The following is a 17,150-nucleotide window of genomic DNA, read 5'->3' on the forward strand; positions in this document are numbered from 1 at the left end:
AGCGAGGCAGCATGCCCCCCGAATGGGTTTCCCAAAAGTGCCCAAATATCTCCGCGGTTCATCGCGAGGCGGCGATTGCGCGGCAGGCGCAGCTGACAAAGCCGACCGGCGCGCTCGGCCGGCTCGAGCAGCTCGCGATCGAGCTTGCAGGCCTGCAAGCGACCGAACAGCCGCGCGCAGCGCGCGTGCCGATCATCATCTTCGCGGGCGATCACGGTATCGTCGCGCAGGGCGTGTCGGCCTATCCGCAAGCGGTGACAATCGCGATGATGGCGAATTTTGCCTCGGGTGGTGCCGCGATCTCGGTGCTGGCGCGCGAGCTGGGCTCCAGCCTGGAGGTGGTTGACGCCGGCACACTGGCGCAGGAGGAGATGGCGGGCATCGTGACCGACAAGCCGCGCAGCGGCACCCGTGACTTCAGCACTGAGGCTGCGCTCGAACTGTCCGAGCTGGCATTCGCTTTCGAAGCCGGCCAGCGCGCAGTCGCCCGCGCCGAAGCTGTTCAACCGGATCTCCTGATCTTCGGCGAGATGGGCATCGGTAACACCACGGCGTCGGCAGCGATTGCAGCCGGCCTGCTCGGCGTCAGCGCCGAGGAGATCGCAGGCAGCGGCACCGGTGTCGATGCCGCCGGCCGAGCGCACAAGGCGCGGGTGATCGATGCTGCGATCGCGCGCCATGGGGTTGCAGGTGCCACGCCCGAAAAGATCCTGTGCGCGGTCGGTGGCCTCGAGATCGCGGCGATTTGCGGTGCGATCATCGCGGCTGCGCAGCGCCGCATTCCGGTGCTGCTCGATGGCTTTATCGTGTCGGTCGCGGCATTGGCGGCGGTGCGGATCAATCCGTCGTGCCAGCCGTTCCTGCTGCCGTCGCACCAGTCTGCGGAGCAGGGCCATCGGCTGGTGCTTCGCGCGCTGAATGTGCAGCCGCTGATCAGCCTCGATCTCAGGCTCGGTGAGGGATCGGGCGCCGCGATCACGCTGCCATTGGTGCGCCTCGCTTGCAGCCTTCACAACGGCATGGCGACGTTCGCGCAGGCCAACGTCCCGGATCGGCCGGCCTGACCCGGCTCAAGCCACGCGCTGATTGACGGAGACGACACGCCAGCCGGTCGCGAGCCGGTCGATCCGGGTCAGCGACAGCGGATCGATCACGAAGCGCAAGGCCGCTTGCGGTGTGAGGTCGAGCGCGATGCACAGCGCAGCGCGGATCGTGCCGGAATGCACGACGAGAGTTGCCGATCCGGCTCCGATGCGCGCGAGACCCAGCCGCACGCGCGCGACCTGATCCTCGAAGCTTTCCCCGCCTGGCGGTCTTGCGCGGGCGGGATCATTCCAGAATTGCGCATAGGCGTCGCCGCACGTTGCTGCGAACTCGTCATGCCGCCGGCCGGTCCAGTCGCCAAAATCCTGTTCGCTGAATTCGCCCACGAGCACCGGATCGAGCCCCAGCGCACGCGCCGTCTCGACCGTGCGCCGCCACGGGCTCGCATAGCTCGCGGCCTCCCGCGGCAGGTGCCGCTGTAGGGCCTCCAGCTGCGCCCGGTCACTGAGATCAGCCGGCGCGTCGGGTGCGTGGATCGTGCCCGTGACGCCGTCGACGACTGCATGACGGATCAGCCAGAGGAAGGTCTCGCCTTCCATGCAAATCTCCAAGGAAGTTGGTGGCTGTGGCAATATCGCCGCACTCGCACATTGACTCTGTCTTGATCGTAATCCTAGATGACTGCGACGGTTTCCCCGAGAGGGGATGAAAAGGGAATACGGTGCGGGGATGTTGTCCCCAATGCCGTGGCTGCCCCCGCAACTGTAAGCGGCGAATCTTGCGTCACGAGCCACTGGGTATTTCGGTCCCGGGAAGGCGACGCAAGGTCTTGACCCGCGAGCCAGGAGACCTGCCGTCAGCCGTGGTCACACGCGAAGATGTCGGTCGGGGAGTACAGACATTTGGCTTCATCGGAGGGCTGAAACGCCGAAGATGGGACCTTGGTTCGCTGTGACGTGCCACTGACGTCACGCCGAGGTCCAAGACCATGTCTTCCGTCCGTATTGCGCGACCGCGCCGCTTTTTGCTGGCGTCCGCCGCTCTCACATCATTTGCCGCTGTCGATATGCCCGTTGCCATTGCGCAGCAGGCCCGCAATCCGCTGCCGCCGGTCGAGGTGACGGCGCCCGAACAGTCCCGCAAGCCGCCCAAACCGACGGCACGTGCGGGGCAAGGCGCGCGCCGCGCCACGGCGCACAGGCCTGCCACAGCACCGGTCGCGCCAAAGCCGGTCGTGCCGGCCGCAACGGCGCAGACGCCGCTCAATACCAATGCGGTGGCCGAAAGCGCCTCGCGCCTCGGCCTGACCGTGCGCGAGACGCCCGCAACCGTCGAGGTGATCTCCGCCGAAACGATGCGCGAGCAGGGCTACCGCACCGTTTCCGATGTGGCCCAGGGCGCGGTCGGCGTCACCGCCGGTGACAACCCGGCCGAGCCGTCAGCCTTCTCGATGCGCGGCTTCACCAACAGCCAGATCAACACACTTTACAACGGCATCAAGATCGGCCCGCAGAACATGACCTCGCGGATCATGGACACCGCCAATCTCGAAGCCGTGGAGATTTTGAAAGGTCCGGCCTCGCTGATGTCAGGCGAGGGCGCCAGCGGCGGCGCGATCAATTTTGTTACCAAGCAGCCGCATACCGGGCCGATCCGGAACGAGGCTGACTTTTCCTATGACTCGCTGAACTCGTTCCGCGCGCATTACGGCTCCGGCGGCAGCACGAACGTTGAGGGGCTCGACTACCGCTTCGACGTCAGTCGCTCCTCGCTCAACGGCTTTGCCGACGACACCAACACCAAGACGCTCGACGTCTCCGGCCAGCTCAACCACCGCATCTCCGACAGTCTCAAGGTCTGGGGTGCGATCGAATATCGCGAGGACCGCTCCAAGGCCTATTGGGGCGCGCCGCTGGTGCCGGTCGCGTTCAGCGGCTCGCACGCGACGGCCGGCATTGTTTCGGGTACTTACGCGTCGGATTTCACTAAATCGAATCTTGGACCCATTACGATTGACGATCGTACCTTCAACACCAACTACAACGTCCTCGACAACCGTAACGTGGCGCAAGAGGTTTGGCTTCGCGGCGGCTTTGAGCTGAAGCTGGCGCCTGACCTGACGTTGAAGAGCCAGGCCTATGCCTATGGCGCGGAGCGCACCTGGTTCAACAACGAAATCGAGGCGTTCACCACGAACCCCGCGCACATGAACACGGTTGATCGCAGCCGCTTTTACGTCGCGCACAGCCAGCGGCTGGTTGGCAACATTACCGACCTGACCTGGGATGCGAACATCGCAGGCTTTGACAATCGCCTGGTCACCACGCTGTCGTCAAGCTATCTCGATTTTGTTAGGCCGGGCGCCGCAAATTTCCCGGAAGACTTCGTCTCGCTGGTCGATCCTGACCGGGGCTTTTACGGCCTGCTCACGACCAAACAGCAGACCGCGCGGATCGACAACGAGGCGCTGTCGTTCGAGGATCGGCTGAAGCTGACGCGGACTTTCTCGCTGATCGGAGGCTTGCGCGTCGAGCATATCGGGCTCGATCGCAACTCGACCGACCAGAACGGTCTGGAGAACGCGAGTTTCCCGTTCTCCAAATCCTGGGCGCCGGTCACGGGCCGCATCGGCTACACCTGGGAAGCCATTCCCGGTCTGACCTTCTTCAGCCAGTATGCCACCGGCGCGGATATCTCCGCCAACAACATCTTCCTGCTCGCGCCGACCCAGCCGCTGGATCTCACGACCTCGCGCACCTATGAGACGGGCGTGAAGCACCTGTTGTGGGACGGCCGGGCTGAGTGGTCGTTCTCGGCCTACGACATCCTGCGCAAGAACGTCTATGCGGCGGCCGGCGGCATGGCGCTCAATATCGCGGGGCGGCAGGAATCGAAGGGCGTCGAGCTCGCCGCATCGGTGCGCCCGATCGAGCCGCTGCGGCTCTGGGGCAACATCGCCTATGTCGATGCGCGCTATGCCGACTACGACTTCGTTGGCGGCTCGTTCTCCGGCAATACGCCGCCAAACGTGCCGCGCATCGTCGCCAATGCTGGCGCGTCACACCGCTTCCTGACGTCGTGGCCCGTGGAGCTCGGCATTGTCGGCCGCCATGTCGGCGATCGCTACAACACCGATGCCAACACCGTGACGCTGAACGCCTACACGGTGGGGGACGTCTATGCCTTCGTGGATATCCCCAAGACGGTCTTCAATGCGGTCGACCAGGCTCGCTTGACCTTCCGGGTCCGCAACTTCACCGATAAGCGATATGCGATCTGGGGCGATCCGTTCTATCCTGACCAGATATTGCTGGGCGCGCCGCGCACGTATGAGATCTCGGCGGCGTTCAAATGGTAGGGCACTGAACGCATGATGGACGCGATCGTCCTGCTGCACCGCTGGCTCGGGGTCGTGCTCTGCCTGCTGTTCGCGATGTGGTTCGCGACCGGGATCGTGATGCACTTCGTTCCGTTTCCGTCGCTGACGGAAGCGGAACGCTTTGCCGCGTTGGCGCCGATCAATCGTACTCAGGTGGTCATCGGGGCCGCCGATGCGGTGGCTTCCAGCGGCATCACCGAGGCAACGCGCGTTCGCCTGATCCAGCGGAGCGACGGGCCGGTTTACATCGTGTCGGGAATCCTGCTTGTGCGCGCGGTCCGCGCCTCGGACGGACGGGACGCGACTGTCACGTCTGCCGATGTTGCGCTTGCTATCGCGCGGGACCACGCTCGCAGCCGCGGAATCGATGCCGAACAGGCCACGATCGTTGCGCGCAGGAACTACGATCAATGGACCGTGCCGAATGGTTTCGACCGTCACCGGCCCCTGTTCCGGGTGGCCCTTGGCGATGCCGCCGGCACGGAGGTCTATGTCTCGTCGCTCACCGGCGAAGTCGTCCTGGATACGACGCTGACCGAGCGAGGCTGGAATCTCGCCGGCAGTGTCCTGCACTGGATTTATCCAACGATCCTGAGACGCGATTGGGAGCTGTGGGATCGTGTGGTCTGGACATTGTCGTTGCTGGCCTCGATCGCGGCCTTGCTCGGTGCAGTGCTTGGGCTCGCGCGGATCAAGCGTCGAGGAGGGCTGCTCGGCTCGCCCTACCGAGGCTGGCATGCCCTGCATCACCTGATCGGTCTTGTCGTGACGTTTTTCCTGCTGACCTGGATTGTCAGCGGTTGGCTCTCGATGGATCACGGACTGCTGTTCTCGCGAGGGCAGCTGACCACGGGGGAAGTTGGCGAGTTGAGCGCTGCGCCGGACTGGAGGACGGCCTCGTCGTTCGGTCTTGAGCCGAAATCGTCCGCTGTGCGTGAAGTCGAATGGTTTGCCTTCAACCGCACGATCTATCGCCGTGACCGTGTCGTGCTGGGCAGCCAGACCCTGACAGGCGTGAGCGAACGACCGAGTGATGGCCAAGCTTCAATCTTGCGTAAGCAAGAGATCCAGAGCCTGGTCGCGCGTCTCGCGCCCGGATGCGCCCTGCCTGTTGTTCTTGCCGATAACGACGACTATCCAGCTCACTCCATCCTCCCTGGCGCGCCGGTCTATCGCTCCAGATGCGGCGATCTCTGGTTCGATATCGACGGCGCCGACGGAAGTGTGTTGCAACGGCTGGACTCGTCACGGCGCGCCTACCGCTGGGCTTACAGCGCGCTGCATACGTTCGACTTTCCGGTCCTGATGGCGCATCCGCTTTTGCGCGATGTCCTGATCGTTGGGCTCTGCGCGCTCGGGCTGGTGTTCTCGATCACCGGAGTGGTCATCGGCTGGCGCAGGTTGCGACTATCTTTCGCCAGTTAAAATAAAACTACGAAAACAACCCCATGCACAGTAGCCGTGGATAATGGAATCAACGGCTTACGCAGGCATCAATGCGATTTGCCCCGTCGGGCAAAACAGGGCTATATTGCTACTATTCCGAAATCGTCGCTACGCCTGCAACTGCGCCTCGATCTGCCGGGCCGCGCGCAGCAGCGTGGCGTCCTGGCCGCGCCGGGCGATGATCTGGAGACCGAATGGAAGACCGTTCGCATCACGCCCACATGGAATCGAGATGGCCGGCAGGCGGGCGTGATTGACGAAGGGCGTGAACACGGCATGCCCGCGCGGACTGGCGGGGCGGCCGCCGATCATGTCGGGCCCAAGCTGGGTGAACGGCCAGGCGACGCAGGGCACTGTCGGCGCCAGCAACAAATCGGTATCGCTGAAGAAGGCCGCGAATGCATGGGCTATCGCGGCGCTCGCCAAGAGCGCTCCCGCAACGTCGGTGCCCGACCAGGACAGCCCTCGCTCGATTTGCTTGGCGATATCGGGGTCGAAGACGGTCGGGTCCTTGCGAAAGGCGTCGCCATAGAGCGCCGCGAGGCCGGCATGCTGAAGCGGCATGATGGCGTCTTCCGTAGCTCCGGCCGGCCAGACGGGATCGCGCTGTGTGATACGCAATCCTGCGGCAGAAAGCCGGGCGATGGCGGAAGCCAGCCCGTTGGCGACGACATCATCGACGGCGACGTCAAGCCCGAGGCGCGGCGAGAAAGCGATGCGCAGGCTAGTGATGTCTTTGGCCTCTTGAACGATGCCGGCCGAATCCGGATCGCGCGGATCGACGCCGGCCATCGCTTCGAACGCTAGCGCGATATCGGCAACATCGGCCGCGATCGGTGCGATGACCGACAGGCCGAAGAACGGCTCGGCAAAACCGGGGCCGTAGGGGATCGCGCCATAGGACGGCTTGAAGCCGGCGACGCCGACATGAGCCGGTGGCCTGCGGCTCGATCCGCCGGCATCTGTGCCGATCGCGAGTGGCACCAGACCGGCTGCAACGGCGGCTGCCGGGCCGCCCGATGATCCGCCCGGCGTCAACTCGGGATCGAGCGGATGCCGGGTCGGCCCGAACAGCGGTGACGTCGTGACGCCCTTGCTGGCGAACTCGGACGTGGCTCCGATGCCGACGACGACCGCACCGGCTTTGCGCAGCCGCTCGATCGCAATCGCATCACGCGGTGCGATGAAATCGGCGAACAGGCGCGAGCCTTGCGCGATGCGCCAGCCGCCAACCCAGATGTTGTCCTTGACGACGATGGGGACGCCTGCGAGCGGCATTGTCTCCCCGGCGCGCCGGCGATCATCGACCGCAGCGGCATCGGCAAGCGAGCGTGCCGCATCGATCGTGACCACCGCGTTCAGCGCCTTGGCGGCCTCGATGCGCGCGAGAGCGGCCTTGGCGGTCTCGACGGCGCTCGTCCGCCCGGTGGTGACGTCGGCTGCGATCTCGCACGCGCTATGCGTCGGCTTTGTCATGGCTTCCCCAGATCAGCGCCACTGTGCCGCACAGCGCGAGGCATGCCAAGGCGAAGAAGGCCGCGCCAAGGCTGGCGACACCATCCAGGATCGAAACCAGCGCCGGCGCCGCGAGCAGGCCCGCATAGGAGGCGGTCAGCACCGCACCCGTGGTCTCGCCAATCCTGTCCTGTGGAGCAAGGCGTGCGATCTCGGCGATGAAGACACCGTTCCAGCCCGACGCTGTCAGGCCGAACAACGCTGCGATGACGAATTGCCCGGTGTGGCTGAGCGATGCGCCATCGAGGCCAAGCAGCGCGGCGCAGAAGGCCATGCCGAGGCCGATCACGATGAGCACCATGCGCGAGGCGTTGAAGCGCATCGCGACAAGGCCCCAGCCGAGCCGGCCGACCAGTCCGCCGCCTTGTGCGCAGGCGAGAGCCATGCCGGCTTCGATGTGGCTGAGTCCCAGCTCGCGCGTGCCGAGGGTAACGAAGACGGTGTTGAGGGAGACCTGCATCGCGCTGAACGGCATCGAGGCCAGCGTCAGCATCGCAATGCGCCGGTCCGCGGTGACCAGCGCCAGCCGTGCGCGCAGATCGAGTTTTGGCGGCGGGACGACCTTGCCGGCATAGGCCGGTCGCAGCCACTCGAACAGGCCGATCGCCAACACGGCGCAGGCGCCGACCGCCGCATAGCAGCAGGCCGGCCCAAGCGCGATGGCAATCGCGGGCAAGGCCAGCGAGCCGCAGACGGCACCGATTTGGTTGCCGGTCTGGCGGACCGAGAAGACGAAGGCGCGGCGTTCGGCGGTCACAAGGCGCGAAAGAAGGGCCGCGCTTGCCGGCGTCTCGGGCCCGAAGGCGAGGCCGAGGCAGAGGCCCGCGGCCAGCAGCGCGCCGGTCGATCCGAGCGAGGCCAGCGCCATGCTGGCGACGATGGCGGCCGCACACAGGCTGGCGATCCGCATCGAACCGAGGCGTGCGATGAAGCCGCCGCCCCAGAACGAGGCGGGAATACCGACCGCGAACACCGCGCAGGAGAACATCGAGAGCTGCCAGACCTCGATATGGGCGCGGGGCGCGACCACGCCGGGCGCAAACAAGGCCAGCGCGACCAGCGCCTGGAGCCAGGTCATCGCCCCGAGGGCTGGCAGCAGCGCGGGCGCTGGCCGAGCGGCTGCGTTTCCGTCTACCATGGCGGCGCGCTCACGGGAGGAACATGGTGGCAGGCGGCATTTCCATTCACGCGGTCGATGTTGCGAGCGGACGCCCGGCGCAGGGGCTGCGCGTCGAGATCTGGCGCATCGATCCCGACTCGGCGCGCATTGCCGACGGCAGGCTCGGCGCCAATGGTGTGCTCGATCATCCCGTCGCGCAAGGCGCTGACGTCACGGCGGGCGAGTATGAGGTCCTGTTTCATCTCGGCGAGTTCTTTGCGGACCGCGACGGCTTCCTCACCGTGACGCCGTTCCGCTTCGGCATCAAGAACGTCGACGAGCATTTCCACCTGCCGCTGAAATTCACGCGTTGGGGCTATTCGCTGTTTCGCGGTGCCTGAAGAGTGGCCCGGGGGCGTACTTATAGACGCAGATGCCGGGTCTTGGAGCCAAGGCAGACTTATTCCACTCGTTTAGAGAACCACCGCTTTTGACCCAAAGCGGGCCTTCACCCATTCATCGAACGTTGAGTATCACGGGAGCGAGACGTTGACCTGCAAGAAAAATACAACAAAAAGGAGAGTTTTAGAATAACGAGAGGCAACGGATGAAGCAGATCAGGATAGCCGCGATCCTGATAGGAATGGCATTCGTGGTGTATTTATGGGTGCAGCCCGCGTACACGCATCGCGTCCGCCTGACAATCGAATTCCAGACCCCTGATGGGATCAAATCTGGCTCAAGTGTTATTGAAACGAGTACATGGGAGAGTGGAAATTGGGGACCTGCAGAGGCCAGAGGGATTCGCTCAGACTTTAAAGGCCGCGCGGTATTTGTGGATCTCGGTCATGGAAAGAACGTCGTTGCTTTGTTGAGTTTTGGTGCCATTGGCACAGATCAGAATCGTCTATTCGGACTCACGCGCGACGCGTTGGCGCCAGCTGAGAAAGGCGACTGGACCGAAGAGTACAAGCTGAAAGGACGAGGCGTCTTGCCGCCAGACGACATACCGGCCCTCGCCACCTTCAAAGACATCAACGACCCATCCTCAGCAGTGCGCGTCGACCCGGCTGATGCTGCCGCAACTCTGGGGTCAGGATTTGCATTTCGGCAGGCATTGCTGGAAACAACAAGCGACCCGGCCTTAAGGGGCATCGAGAAGGTCCTTCCCTGGTGGCGGTCGCCGGGACGTCCAGCGGAAATAGCGTATCGAGCTTGGCGAGGAGGCTCGAGGATCGGAGATAGCATTGAGCCCGAGCACCTTTTTCAGAAAGAGTAGCGGTGCTCCTTCCTCACCGTTAATTGTCTCCTTCTGGCCCATCCGTTCACGTTAAGGCGCTACATGTCGGTTCGTTGAGACCGGAAGTTTGCAGTCGAGCGCCAGACAGGCGCTATTGACCCATAACTGACTTTGGCTGAACGCGGCATGCGAGTAGGACCGCTCAAACTTAGTCGGCTTCCCTCACAATTTTGCGAAGCTGCTCGCAAGTTCGTACATTCGAAGGAAGATAATATACTCGTCGCGCTCAAAGGCGATGTCGTAGTTGGTGCCCCACTTTGCGAGTTGTTCGCTGATCGCTTCGCCGTCAATCCGATTCGCATTGCGATAAAGATATTTGGAAGGCCACTGTGGCGCGCCGTCAATCGAGACGATCGAACTATCGCAAAAGGCAAAGCCGCGTAGTTCCGGCTTAGTCTCAGCCGCGGAATAATCCAATCGTTCTTTTGCGCTCAGTTCGGCAGGAAGTTCACCGGTAGGTTCCAGCTTGTTGATCGAGAGGTCTGTGTGGGCCGGGTAGACATCGCCTTCGACTTGGCGATTAAAGAAGATGACTGCGCCAGGTTCGCGTCGTGCCAATCCATTATTGCCCCGAGAGCCAAAGTAATCTTGGAACCGATTCCCTTCGATGAGCGGGGGTTTGCTGGGTCCATAAGCGATATTCCAAAGCGATTCTCGGGTCGACTTATCAGGAAACCAATAGGCTGGTTTGCTGGGAGGCCAGCCAGACGTCACGACATTGCGCGCCGCGTCGGAGAGCTTCATTCTTGAAATGCCGAAGCACTGGGTGGCCATTACACGAAGCCCCGGCTTCCATTTAGGAAACTTCCACATATTTATCGGGTTGATGCCCAACACCTCGTAAGTGATGAAATTCCTTTTCGCCTCGGTCTCGCGCCACGCTTCCCATTCTTCGCGCGTTGCTCGGGCAATTGTGGAACCAAGGAATTTCAATTCAGAGCGCGGGCTATCGTACGAATCCTCCGATGCATAGGCGACGCCAGACCAAGGCTCGTCGGCACGTTGATAGGTGATCACGAGTGGTAGCAGCGTTTTGGGGACCCTGCCGTTCTGCGTAGTCTCGCCATTGCAGGCTTGAGGCAAGTGCACCACCACACCGTGCTCATCTTTTGTCTTGAGCCCGAAGATCGTTGGCACGACGCCGACTTCGACTGTTCTATCGTTATCCTTGTAGGTCGTTATTTTGACGCGGCAACCGACCACGATGTCGAAATCAAGCGGCTCCCCCTTGTACACGTAGCTGGCCTTAAATCGGTAATAGTAGTCGCGGTCCTGGCCGGGTGCGGTGACCTTGACCGACTTCGTGAAACTGAAAAGAGCGCCGAAGACGAGCCAAGGTTGCGAAAACAACAGCATCAGCCCCAAGCCGAGTAAAACGACAACGGTTCCGAAGATCAGGCTGGGTAATGTCTTCATATCCACTTATACGGGGCGATTGCGGTCGGGCTGATGTAGCACTGCAATCGCATAGCAAACAGAGGTTGTGGAAGTGATCGATGACGTTGGATGTTTTGCGGCTACGCTTTCACCGTTCGTTAGCCAATGTCATGCGCGAAGCTTCCTGAAGGCCAGCGAGCGCCGTTCGCAGACCGTGAGTCCGCTTCTGGCCCGAAGGCGACATCCGACCATGTCCGTTTTGCGCCGCAATTGGAGGAGAAGCGGACATCGGGCACGCGGCCGCCTAATGAGTACACGTCCTGTTCATGCGCTTGAGTTCAATGTTTGAGCGTGATCCGGAAAGCTGTCTCGCACTTTTCTGGATCCTAATCAGTTGGTCAGCCGTCGCGACAATCCGGTGACGCGCTCCATCACGGCAACCAGCACGACGGTAGCAATGATCAGCACGCTCGAAAGTGCGGCGATCGTGACATCGAGCTTGCCTTCGAGGTCCTGCCACATCCGGATCGGCAGCATGTCGGTGGCGGCATCGCGCAGGAACAGTGAGACCGGCACGTTGTCGAAGGACGACATGAAGGCGATGAAGGCACCCGCGATGATGCCCGGCCGGATCAGCGGCAGCACGATGCGCCGGAAGGTGTAGAGGCGGCTGGCGCCCAGCACCGCCGAGCTCTCGAGCAGCGTCGGTTCGAGCTGGGCCAGCGCCGCCACCGTGTTGCGGATGACATAGGGCACGCAGACCACGGTGTGGCCGATCACCAGCGTCAGCGGCGATACCGGCAGGCCGACCAGTGAAAACAGCATCAGCGCGGCAAGGCCGAAGGCCAGCGCCGGCAGCACCAGCGGCGACATGAAGAGGGAATCGAGCAGCCGCGCCGACAGCGTCCGCGACCGCGAGATCGCCAGCGCCGCCGCGACGCCGAGCACAACGGACAGACCCGTCGCCCACAGCGCCACGATGAGGCTGTTCTTCGCGGCAAAGTGCAACTGCCAGGCGTCCCAGAGTTCGGCGTACCAGCGCAGCGAATAGCCTGGCGGCGGGAATCTCAGCGAGAAGCCGCTGGTGAAGGAGACGATCAGCACCACCAGCGACGGCGCGATGATGATGATCAGCGCGATGATCGCGATCACCGTCATGACGAATTCGAAGCTGATTGCTTCAAGGGTGCGCTTGCGCCCGCTCATCACGCCCCTCCGTAGCCGCGCGACATGCGGCCGAGCGTGGTGAAGACGGAGACGACCGCGAGCACGGCGAGCAGGAAGATGATCGAGATCGCCGAGGCAAACGGCCAGTTCTGGAGTGTGGAGGCCTGCTGATAGAGATACATCGGCATGAACAGCATCTGCCCGCCGCCGATCAGCGACTGGGTGATGAAGGCGGTGATCGCGGCCGCATAGGTCAGCGTGCATCCGGCGATGACGCCGGGCAGCGACAGCGGCAGGGTGATCTTGAAGAAGCTGCGCCAGCTGCCGGCGCCGAGAGAGCAGGAGGCATCGTCGAGATTGGGATCGATCCGGCCGAGCGCGGTGATCAGCGGCAGCGTCATCAAGGGCATCTGCACCTGCGCCAGCGCAATCACCACGCCGAACTGGGTGTAGAGCAGCTTTAATGGCGTATCGATGATGCCGAGCGATTGCAGCGTCGCGTTGATGATGCCCTGGCGTCCGAGGATGACAATCCAGGCGAAGGTGCGGACCACGACGCTGGTCAGAAGGGGCAGCAGCACGATCAGGATGATGATGGTCTGAAGCCGCGGCCCGACCCGCTGATAGAGCCACGCGATGGGAAAGCCGAGCACGAGGCAGACGGCCGTCACCTCGGCGCCTAACAGCAGCGTCGAGCCGAGCACACTGAGGCTGAAGGGGTCAGTGAGGAAGTGCAGGTACTGGCCGAGCCCCCAATGCAGCGCGGCCGTGTCGTTGTGCAGCGAGAGCCAGAGCAATTGCAGCAGCGGCGCGACGAAGAACACCAGGAAGAACAGCGCCAGCGGCGCTGCCAATCCCATCCCGTAGGACGTCACGTCACGTGAGGCCGGTGCTGCGCCCATTGCCAAATCCTTCGAGCGTCTAGATCTTGATCTCGCGGTTGAAGCGCTCGATCCAGGCCGAGCGCTGCTCGTTGATCTTCTTCCAGTCCTGGAACACGAATTTCTGCTTCAGCTCGGCGGTGTCCTTGGCGAGCACGCGCGCGATCTCGCCGCCCATCGTCACCTTGGAATTGGTCGGCACGATCAAATAGGGCGGGTTCATCAGCGTGGTCTGCACTTCGGGCGTCAGTGACGCCTCGATCAGCTTGAACGCGAGCTCGCGGTTGGGCGAATTCTTGACGATGTGGATCGTGGTCTTGAAGGCGATCGCGCCTTCTTTCGGCGCCACGAACTCGACCGGCACGCCGCGCGCCTTCAGGATCTGGATGGCGTTGAAATTGCCGGGCGAGATGTCGATCTGGCCCTGCTGGAACAGGGTTGCGAGCGCGCCGGGGTTGGCCGCCACGGCAGCGAGATTGGGCTTGAGCTCCTCGATCGCCTTGAAGGCGGGATCGATATTGGCTTCAGAGCCGCCGCGCATCTTGGCAATCTCGACCAGCCAGCCGGTGCCGAGCGTCGAGTTGAGGTTGGTGATGCCGACGCGGCCCTTGAACTCGGGCTTCCACAGATCAGCCCAGGAGGTGGGCGGCGTCTTGATCGCTTCCGGATTGTAGGTGAGGCCGACAACCTGGAAGAACGGAGCGGGGCCCATCGGTTCCTGCGCCTCGGCGATCAGGTCCTTGTAATAGGCGCTCTTCTCGACCGGATAGGGCTCGGCGAGATCCTGGCCGATTGCGACCAGCGCCGGGCCGGGATCGTGCAGCATGACGTCGATCGGCGGATTGGCCTTTGCCGCATTCACCTTCGCGATCTGGTCGACCGAGAGCATGGGGTCGAGCACGATCGCCGCATCCGCATTCGCCTTGCGGAACGCCGGCACCAGCACGGCCTTGTGCGCTTCCTCCCAGCTTCCGGTGAAGGTCGCAAACACCAGCGGACGGGCCTGGGCGTAGCTTAAGCCCGGAAACGCCTTCATGGCGCCGAGTGTGAGTGCGGTCGTCATCAGGCTTCGGCGGTTGAGGATCATGTCGAACTCCCTGTGGACTGGATCTAAAGCGTTCTGGACTGGATCTAAAACGTTGCGGGAAAAGCGTTGGCGAGCGATGGGGCGAGCGGCGCGAGCCGTACCGCCGCGCCGTTCTCCAGCGCGTGCGTCTCGCCGATGCGCGCCTGGGAGATTTTCACGCCGGAGCCATCTGCGGTCTTGATCTCGTGCACGACGGTCGCACCCAGCGGCAGCGACATGCCGACCACGCCGGCAAAACCGGTCTCGTCGCCGACGAATTGCAGATGCTCTGGTCGGATGCAGACGGTGACGCGGCCACCTTCGGTGAGAGCGCCGCCCGCGGGCCGTGCGATGATCTCCGCGCCGGCATCGAGGCGCACTTTCGCAGCAGTGCGATCCGCCGACACCACTATTCCGGGCATGCGGTTGCTGGAGCCGACAAACGTGTTCACGAACAGCGTCTGGGGCCGATCGTAAACGTCGGAGGGCGAGCCGAACTGTTCGAGCTTGCCGTGACTGAGCACGGCGACGCGGTCGGCCATCGACAGCGCCTCTTCCTGGTCGTGCGTCACGATCAGCGTCGTGATGCCGGAGACGCGTTGAAGCCGCTTGACCTCGATCTGCATGTCGAGCCGCAAATTCTTGTCCAGCGCGGCGAAGGGCTCATCGAGCAGCAGGATCGACGGCTTGATCGCGAGCGCACGCGCGAGCGCGACGCGCTGCTGCTGGCCGCCGGAGAGCTGCCGCGGCAGCCGCTCCGCCATCGCCGGCAGCTGCACCAGCTCCAGCAGGCGCTGCGCCTCGCGCTGGCGCGTGGCCTTGTTGACGCCGCGCGCGGCGAGGCCATAGCCGACATTCTCACTGATCGAAAGATGCGGAAACAGCGCGTAATTCTGGAACACGATGCCGACGGCGCGGCGGTTCGGCGGCAGCGCATCGACGATGTCGTCGCCGATGATGATCCGCCCCTGCGTCTGCGCGATGAAGCCGGCGATGATCCGCAGCAGCGTCGTCTTGCCGCAGCCGGAGGGGCCGAGCAGGGCAATGATCTCGCCGCCCTTGATGTCGAGATTGATGTTTTGGACCGCCAGCGCACCGCTCGGATAGCGATGGGTGACGGCATCGACGACGAGCGATCGGCCGCTTTGCGCATCAGCCATGGTGTTGCCTCCCGTTCTCCCTAAGCAGAAAGCAAGTCTCGTGCCCTGGTTCGGCGGCTGCGCGATCGAAGATGGATTGAAGATCGTCCATCGCCGCCGCTCCGCTCAGCTATCGCGATGCTCGAGCCGGGCGGCGAGCGCCCCGGCAAGACCGATGGTCGGCTTGGCGGCGGGCCGGCGGAACGTGCCCGCCGTCGCCTTGCGCAGGCGTAGCGCCACCAGCGCCTCGGCCTGCTTCACGGAGGCGATGACCTGATCGACGACGGGGACGGGGATCCGGTCGGCGACGCGCTCGGCAAGGCCTGAGAGTGGCGCGCCCGCAAAAATCAAAACATCGGCCTCGTTCTCGACGATCGCGCGCTGCGCGAGAGCGACGAGCACGTCCTCCTTCTCGGTTCCGACCTCGGAGATCGCCTGGAACGGCGTATCGAGCATGCGGATACCGGCGCAGCGCTCCCACAGCCCGTGGGCGCGGACGCACTCTTCGTACCAGGGCCCCAACGCCTGGGCGAAGGTGACGATAGCGAAGCGGCGCCCGGCCATGCAGGCCGTCAGCATCGCGGCTTCCGCCATGCCGACCACGGGGATGTCGAAGGTTTCGCGCGCGGCGAACAGGCCGGGATCGCCGAACGCCGCGATGATCGCGGCGTCGACATTGCGATGCTGCTCGGCCAGCATCTCCAGCGCGATGGCGCCGCCGATCTGCGCCTCGGTGCGCGTCGAAATGTAGGGCACGCCGCGGGATGCGGTGCAGGGGATCAGCTCGGTGCCGGGGGAAGCGGCCTGCTGCCCGACGCCCATCATCAGCCGGGTGACTTCGGTGCTGGTGTTCGGGTTGAGCAGGAGGAGCTTCATCGTTATGCCGCCGTCTGCTTGGCTTGAGAGGTGGCGAGGACTTCGAGCAGGGCGGTGCCGGTGCGCCAGACATGGGCGCCGAGCAGGCGTCCGGCGGCTTCGCCGTCGCGGGCTTCGAGGGCGGCCAGAATATCGGCATGCTCGTCGACCGAATTGCTCCAGCGGCGGTCGGCGCCAAGCGCCAGATAGCGCGCGCGCTCGGCGCGGGAGATCAGCGTCTCGTGCGCCTCCCGCAGCGGCGTGTTGCGGGCCATGCGGACGATGGTGTTGTGGATCTCGCCATTGATGGCAAAGTAGTCGTCGAGCTTGCCGTTGCGATGATGACCCTCCATGCGGGTCTGAAGCGTGCGCAGGCGCGCAAGATCGCGCTCGGTCGCGCGCTCCGCGGCAAGTTCGGCGGCAAGCCGCTCGATCCCGGCCAGCGCCTCGAACAATTCCGAGATGCCCTCGACCGCGATGCCGGCAATGCGCGGGCTGCGGTTCGGCCGCAGCTCGATCAATCCTTCGGCCGCGAGCACCTTCATCGCCTCGCGCAGCGGCGTGCGCGATACGCCGAGCGACTTCGAGAGCTTGGTCTCCTGGGTCTGCGATCCCGGCGGCAACTCGCCGCGAATGATCATCGTCCGCATCCGCGCGGCGGCGCGCTCATGCAGGCCCATCCGCTTGAGTTTGGGCGACTTTCGTCCCTTCGGCGCTTCCGATTTTGGCTGCACGCGTGCCTCGCTTATCAAATTGATCTTAGCCGTTTTGGGCTCTTTGGCTTGCCCAAAATACCGACGCATCTAGCTGAAAACAATGGCACAACGCGCAAATTGTATGCAGCATGCAAAAACCGGATTGCGCTGCGGCGAAGAGCGACCG

At 63.7% G+C, this 17,150-nt stretch carries 15 protein-coding genes and 1 riboswitch; of the genes, 5 read left to right on the plus strand and 10 right to left on the minus strand.

Annotated elements, in window-relative coordinates:
• The first annotated feature begins 11 nt into the window (after nucleotides 1–11).
• On the plus strand, nucleotides 12–1,064 hold the full coding sequence (gene cobT / locus UB31_RS16785) for a nicotinate-nucleotide--dimethylbenzimidazole phosphoribosyltransferase (protein WP_045011634.1): 1,053 nt from the start codon (nucleotides 12–14) through the stop codon (nucleotides 1,062–1,064).
• A gap of 6 nt (nucleotides 1,065–1,070) precedes the next feature.
• On the opposite strand, the gene UB31_RS16790 is transcribed toward cobT, so the two are convergent.
• On the minus strand, nucleotides 1,071–1,643 hold the full coding sequence (locus tag UB31_RS16790; protein ID WP_045011635.1) for a histidine phosphatase family protein: 573 nt from the start codon (nucleotides 1,641–1,643) through the stop codon (nucleotides 1,071–1,073).
• 71 nt (nucleotides 1,644–1,714) lie between these two features.
• A riboswitch (cobalamin riboswitch) is annotated at nucleotides 1,715–1,916 on the plus strand.
• A gap of 116 nt (nucleotides 1,917–2,032) precedes the next feature.
• Between UB31_RS16790 and UB31_RS42200 the strand changes: the two genes are divergently transcribed.
• Nucleotides 2,033–4,402, plus strand: a complete 2,370-nt coding sequence (locus tag UB31_RS42200) for a TonB-dependent receptor (RefSeq protein WP_045011636.1) — start codon at nucleotides 2,033–2,035, stop codon at nucleotides 4,400–4,402.
• A 12-nt stretch (nucleotides 4,403–4,414) separates the two neighbouring features.
• Nucleotides 4,415–5,848 (plus strand): PepSY domain-containing protein, encoded by a 1,434-nt coding sequence (locus UB31_RS16800; RefSeq protein ID WP_045011637.1) that lies wholly within the window; start codon nucleotides 4,415–4,417, stop codon nucleotides 5,846–5,848.
• 129 nt (nucleotides 5,849–5,977) lie between these two features.
• On the opposite strand, the gene UB31_RS16805 is transcribed toward UB31_RS16800, so the two are convergent.
• Together UB31_RS16805 and UB31_RS16810 are read right to left on the minus strand one after the other, a co-directional pair.
• Nucleotides 5,978–7,345, minus strand: a complete 1,368-nt coding sequence (locus UB31_RS16805) for an amidase (protein ID WP_045011638.1) — start codon at nucleotides 7,343–7,345, stop codon at nucleotides 5,978–5,980.
• Complete coding sequence (locus UB31_RS16810) at nucleotides 7,326–8,522, minus strand: MFS transporter (protein WP_045011639.1); 1,197 nt, start codon at nucleotides 8,520–8,522, stop codon at nucleotides 7,326–7,328. The genes UB31_RS16805 and UB31_RS16810 overlap by 20 nt, the downstream gene beginning before the upstream one ends.
• Nucleotides 8,523–8,548: 26 nt before the next feature.
• Between UB31_RS16810 and UB31_RS16815 the strand changes: the two genes are divergently transcribed.
• The gene (locus tag UB31_RS16815) at nucleotides 8,549–8,884 is read left to right on the plus strand and encodes a hydroxyisourate hydrolase (protein WP_045011846.1); all 336 of its coding nucleotides are present in this window, start codon (nucleotides 8,549–8,551) and stop codon (nucleotides 8,882–8,884) included.
• 206 nt (nucleotides 8,885–9,090) lie between these two features.
• Complete coding sequence (locus UB31_RS16820; RefSeq protein WP_045006303.1) at nucleotides 9,091–9,762, plus strand: hypothetical protein; 672 nt, start codon at nucleotides 9,091–9,093, stop codon at nucleotides 9,760–9,762.
• Nucleotides 9,763–9,945: 183 nt separating this feature from the next.
• Here UB31_RS16820 and UB31_RS16825 read toward each other — a convergent pair whose 3' ends face one another.
• The 7 genes from UB31_RS16825 to UB31_RS16855 form a co-directional block, all read right to left on the minus strand.
• The gene (locus tag UB31_RS16825; protein WP_045011640.1) at nucleotides 9,946–11,199 is read right to left on the minus strand and encodes a hypothetical protein; all 1,254 of its coding nucleotides are present in this window, start codon (nucleotides 11,197–11,199) and stop codon (nucleotides 9,946–9,948) included.
• A gap of 351 nt (nucleotides 11,200–11,550) precedes the next feature.
• Entirely contained in the window at nucleotides 11,551–12,366 is an 816-nt protein-coding gene (locus UB31_RS16830) for an ABC transporter permease (protein ID WP_045011641.1), read from the minus strand.
• Nucleotides 12,366–13,229 carry an ABC transporter permease gene (locus UB31_RS16835; RefSeq protein ID WP_045011642.1) on the minus strand — a complete coding sequence of 288 codons (864 nt, stop codon included), beginning with the start codon at nucleotides 13,227–13,229 and terminating at the stop codon, nucleotides 12,366–12,368. Before UB31_RS16835 ends, UB31_RS16830 begins: the two co-directional genes overlap by 1 nt.
• Nucleotides 13,230–13,248: 19 nt before the next feature.
• Nucleotides 13,249–14,295, minus strand: a complete 1,047-nt coding sequence (locus tag UB31_RS16840) for an ABC transporter substrate-binding protein (RefSeq protein ID WP_045011643.1) — start codon at nucleotides 14,293–14,295, stop codon at nucleotides 13,249–13,251.
• A gap of 44 nt (nucleotides 14,296–14,339) precedes the next feature.
• Nucleotides 14,340–15,434 (minus strand): ABC transporter ATP-binding protein, encoded by a 1,095-nt coding sequence (locus UB31_RS16845; RefSeq protein WP_045011644.1) that lies wholly within the window; start codon nucleotides 15,432–15,434, stop codon nucleotides 14,340–14,342.
• Between the two features lie 105 nt (nucleotides 15,435–15,539).
• Nucleotides 15,540–16,289 carry an aspartate/glutamate racemase family protein gene (locus UB31_RS16850; RefSeq protein WP_045011645.1) on the minus strand — a complete coding sequence of 250 codons (750 nt, stop codon included), beginning with the start codon at nucleotides 16,287–16,289 and terminating at the stop codon, nucleotides 15,540–15,542.
• 2 nt (nucleotides 16,290–16,291) lie between these two features.
• Nucleotides 16,292–17,002, minus strand: coding sequence for a GntR family transcriptional regulator (locus UB31_RS16855; protein ID WP_045007150.1), 711 nt, complete (start codon nucleotides 17,000–17,002; stop codon nucleotides 16,292–16,294).
• Between the last annotated feature and the right edge of the window lie 148 nt (nucleotides 17,003–17,150).

Origin of the sequence: Bradyrhizobium sp. LTSP849, from assembly GCF_000938255.1 — a bacterium.
Classification (GTDB): Bacteria; Pseudomonadota; Alphaproteobacteria; order Rhizobiales; family Xanthobacteraceae; genus Bradyrhizobium.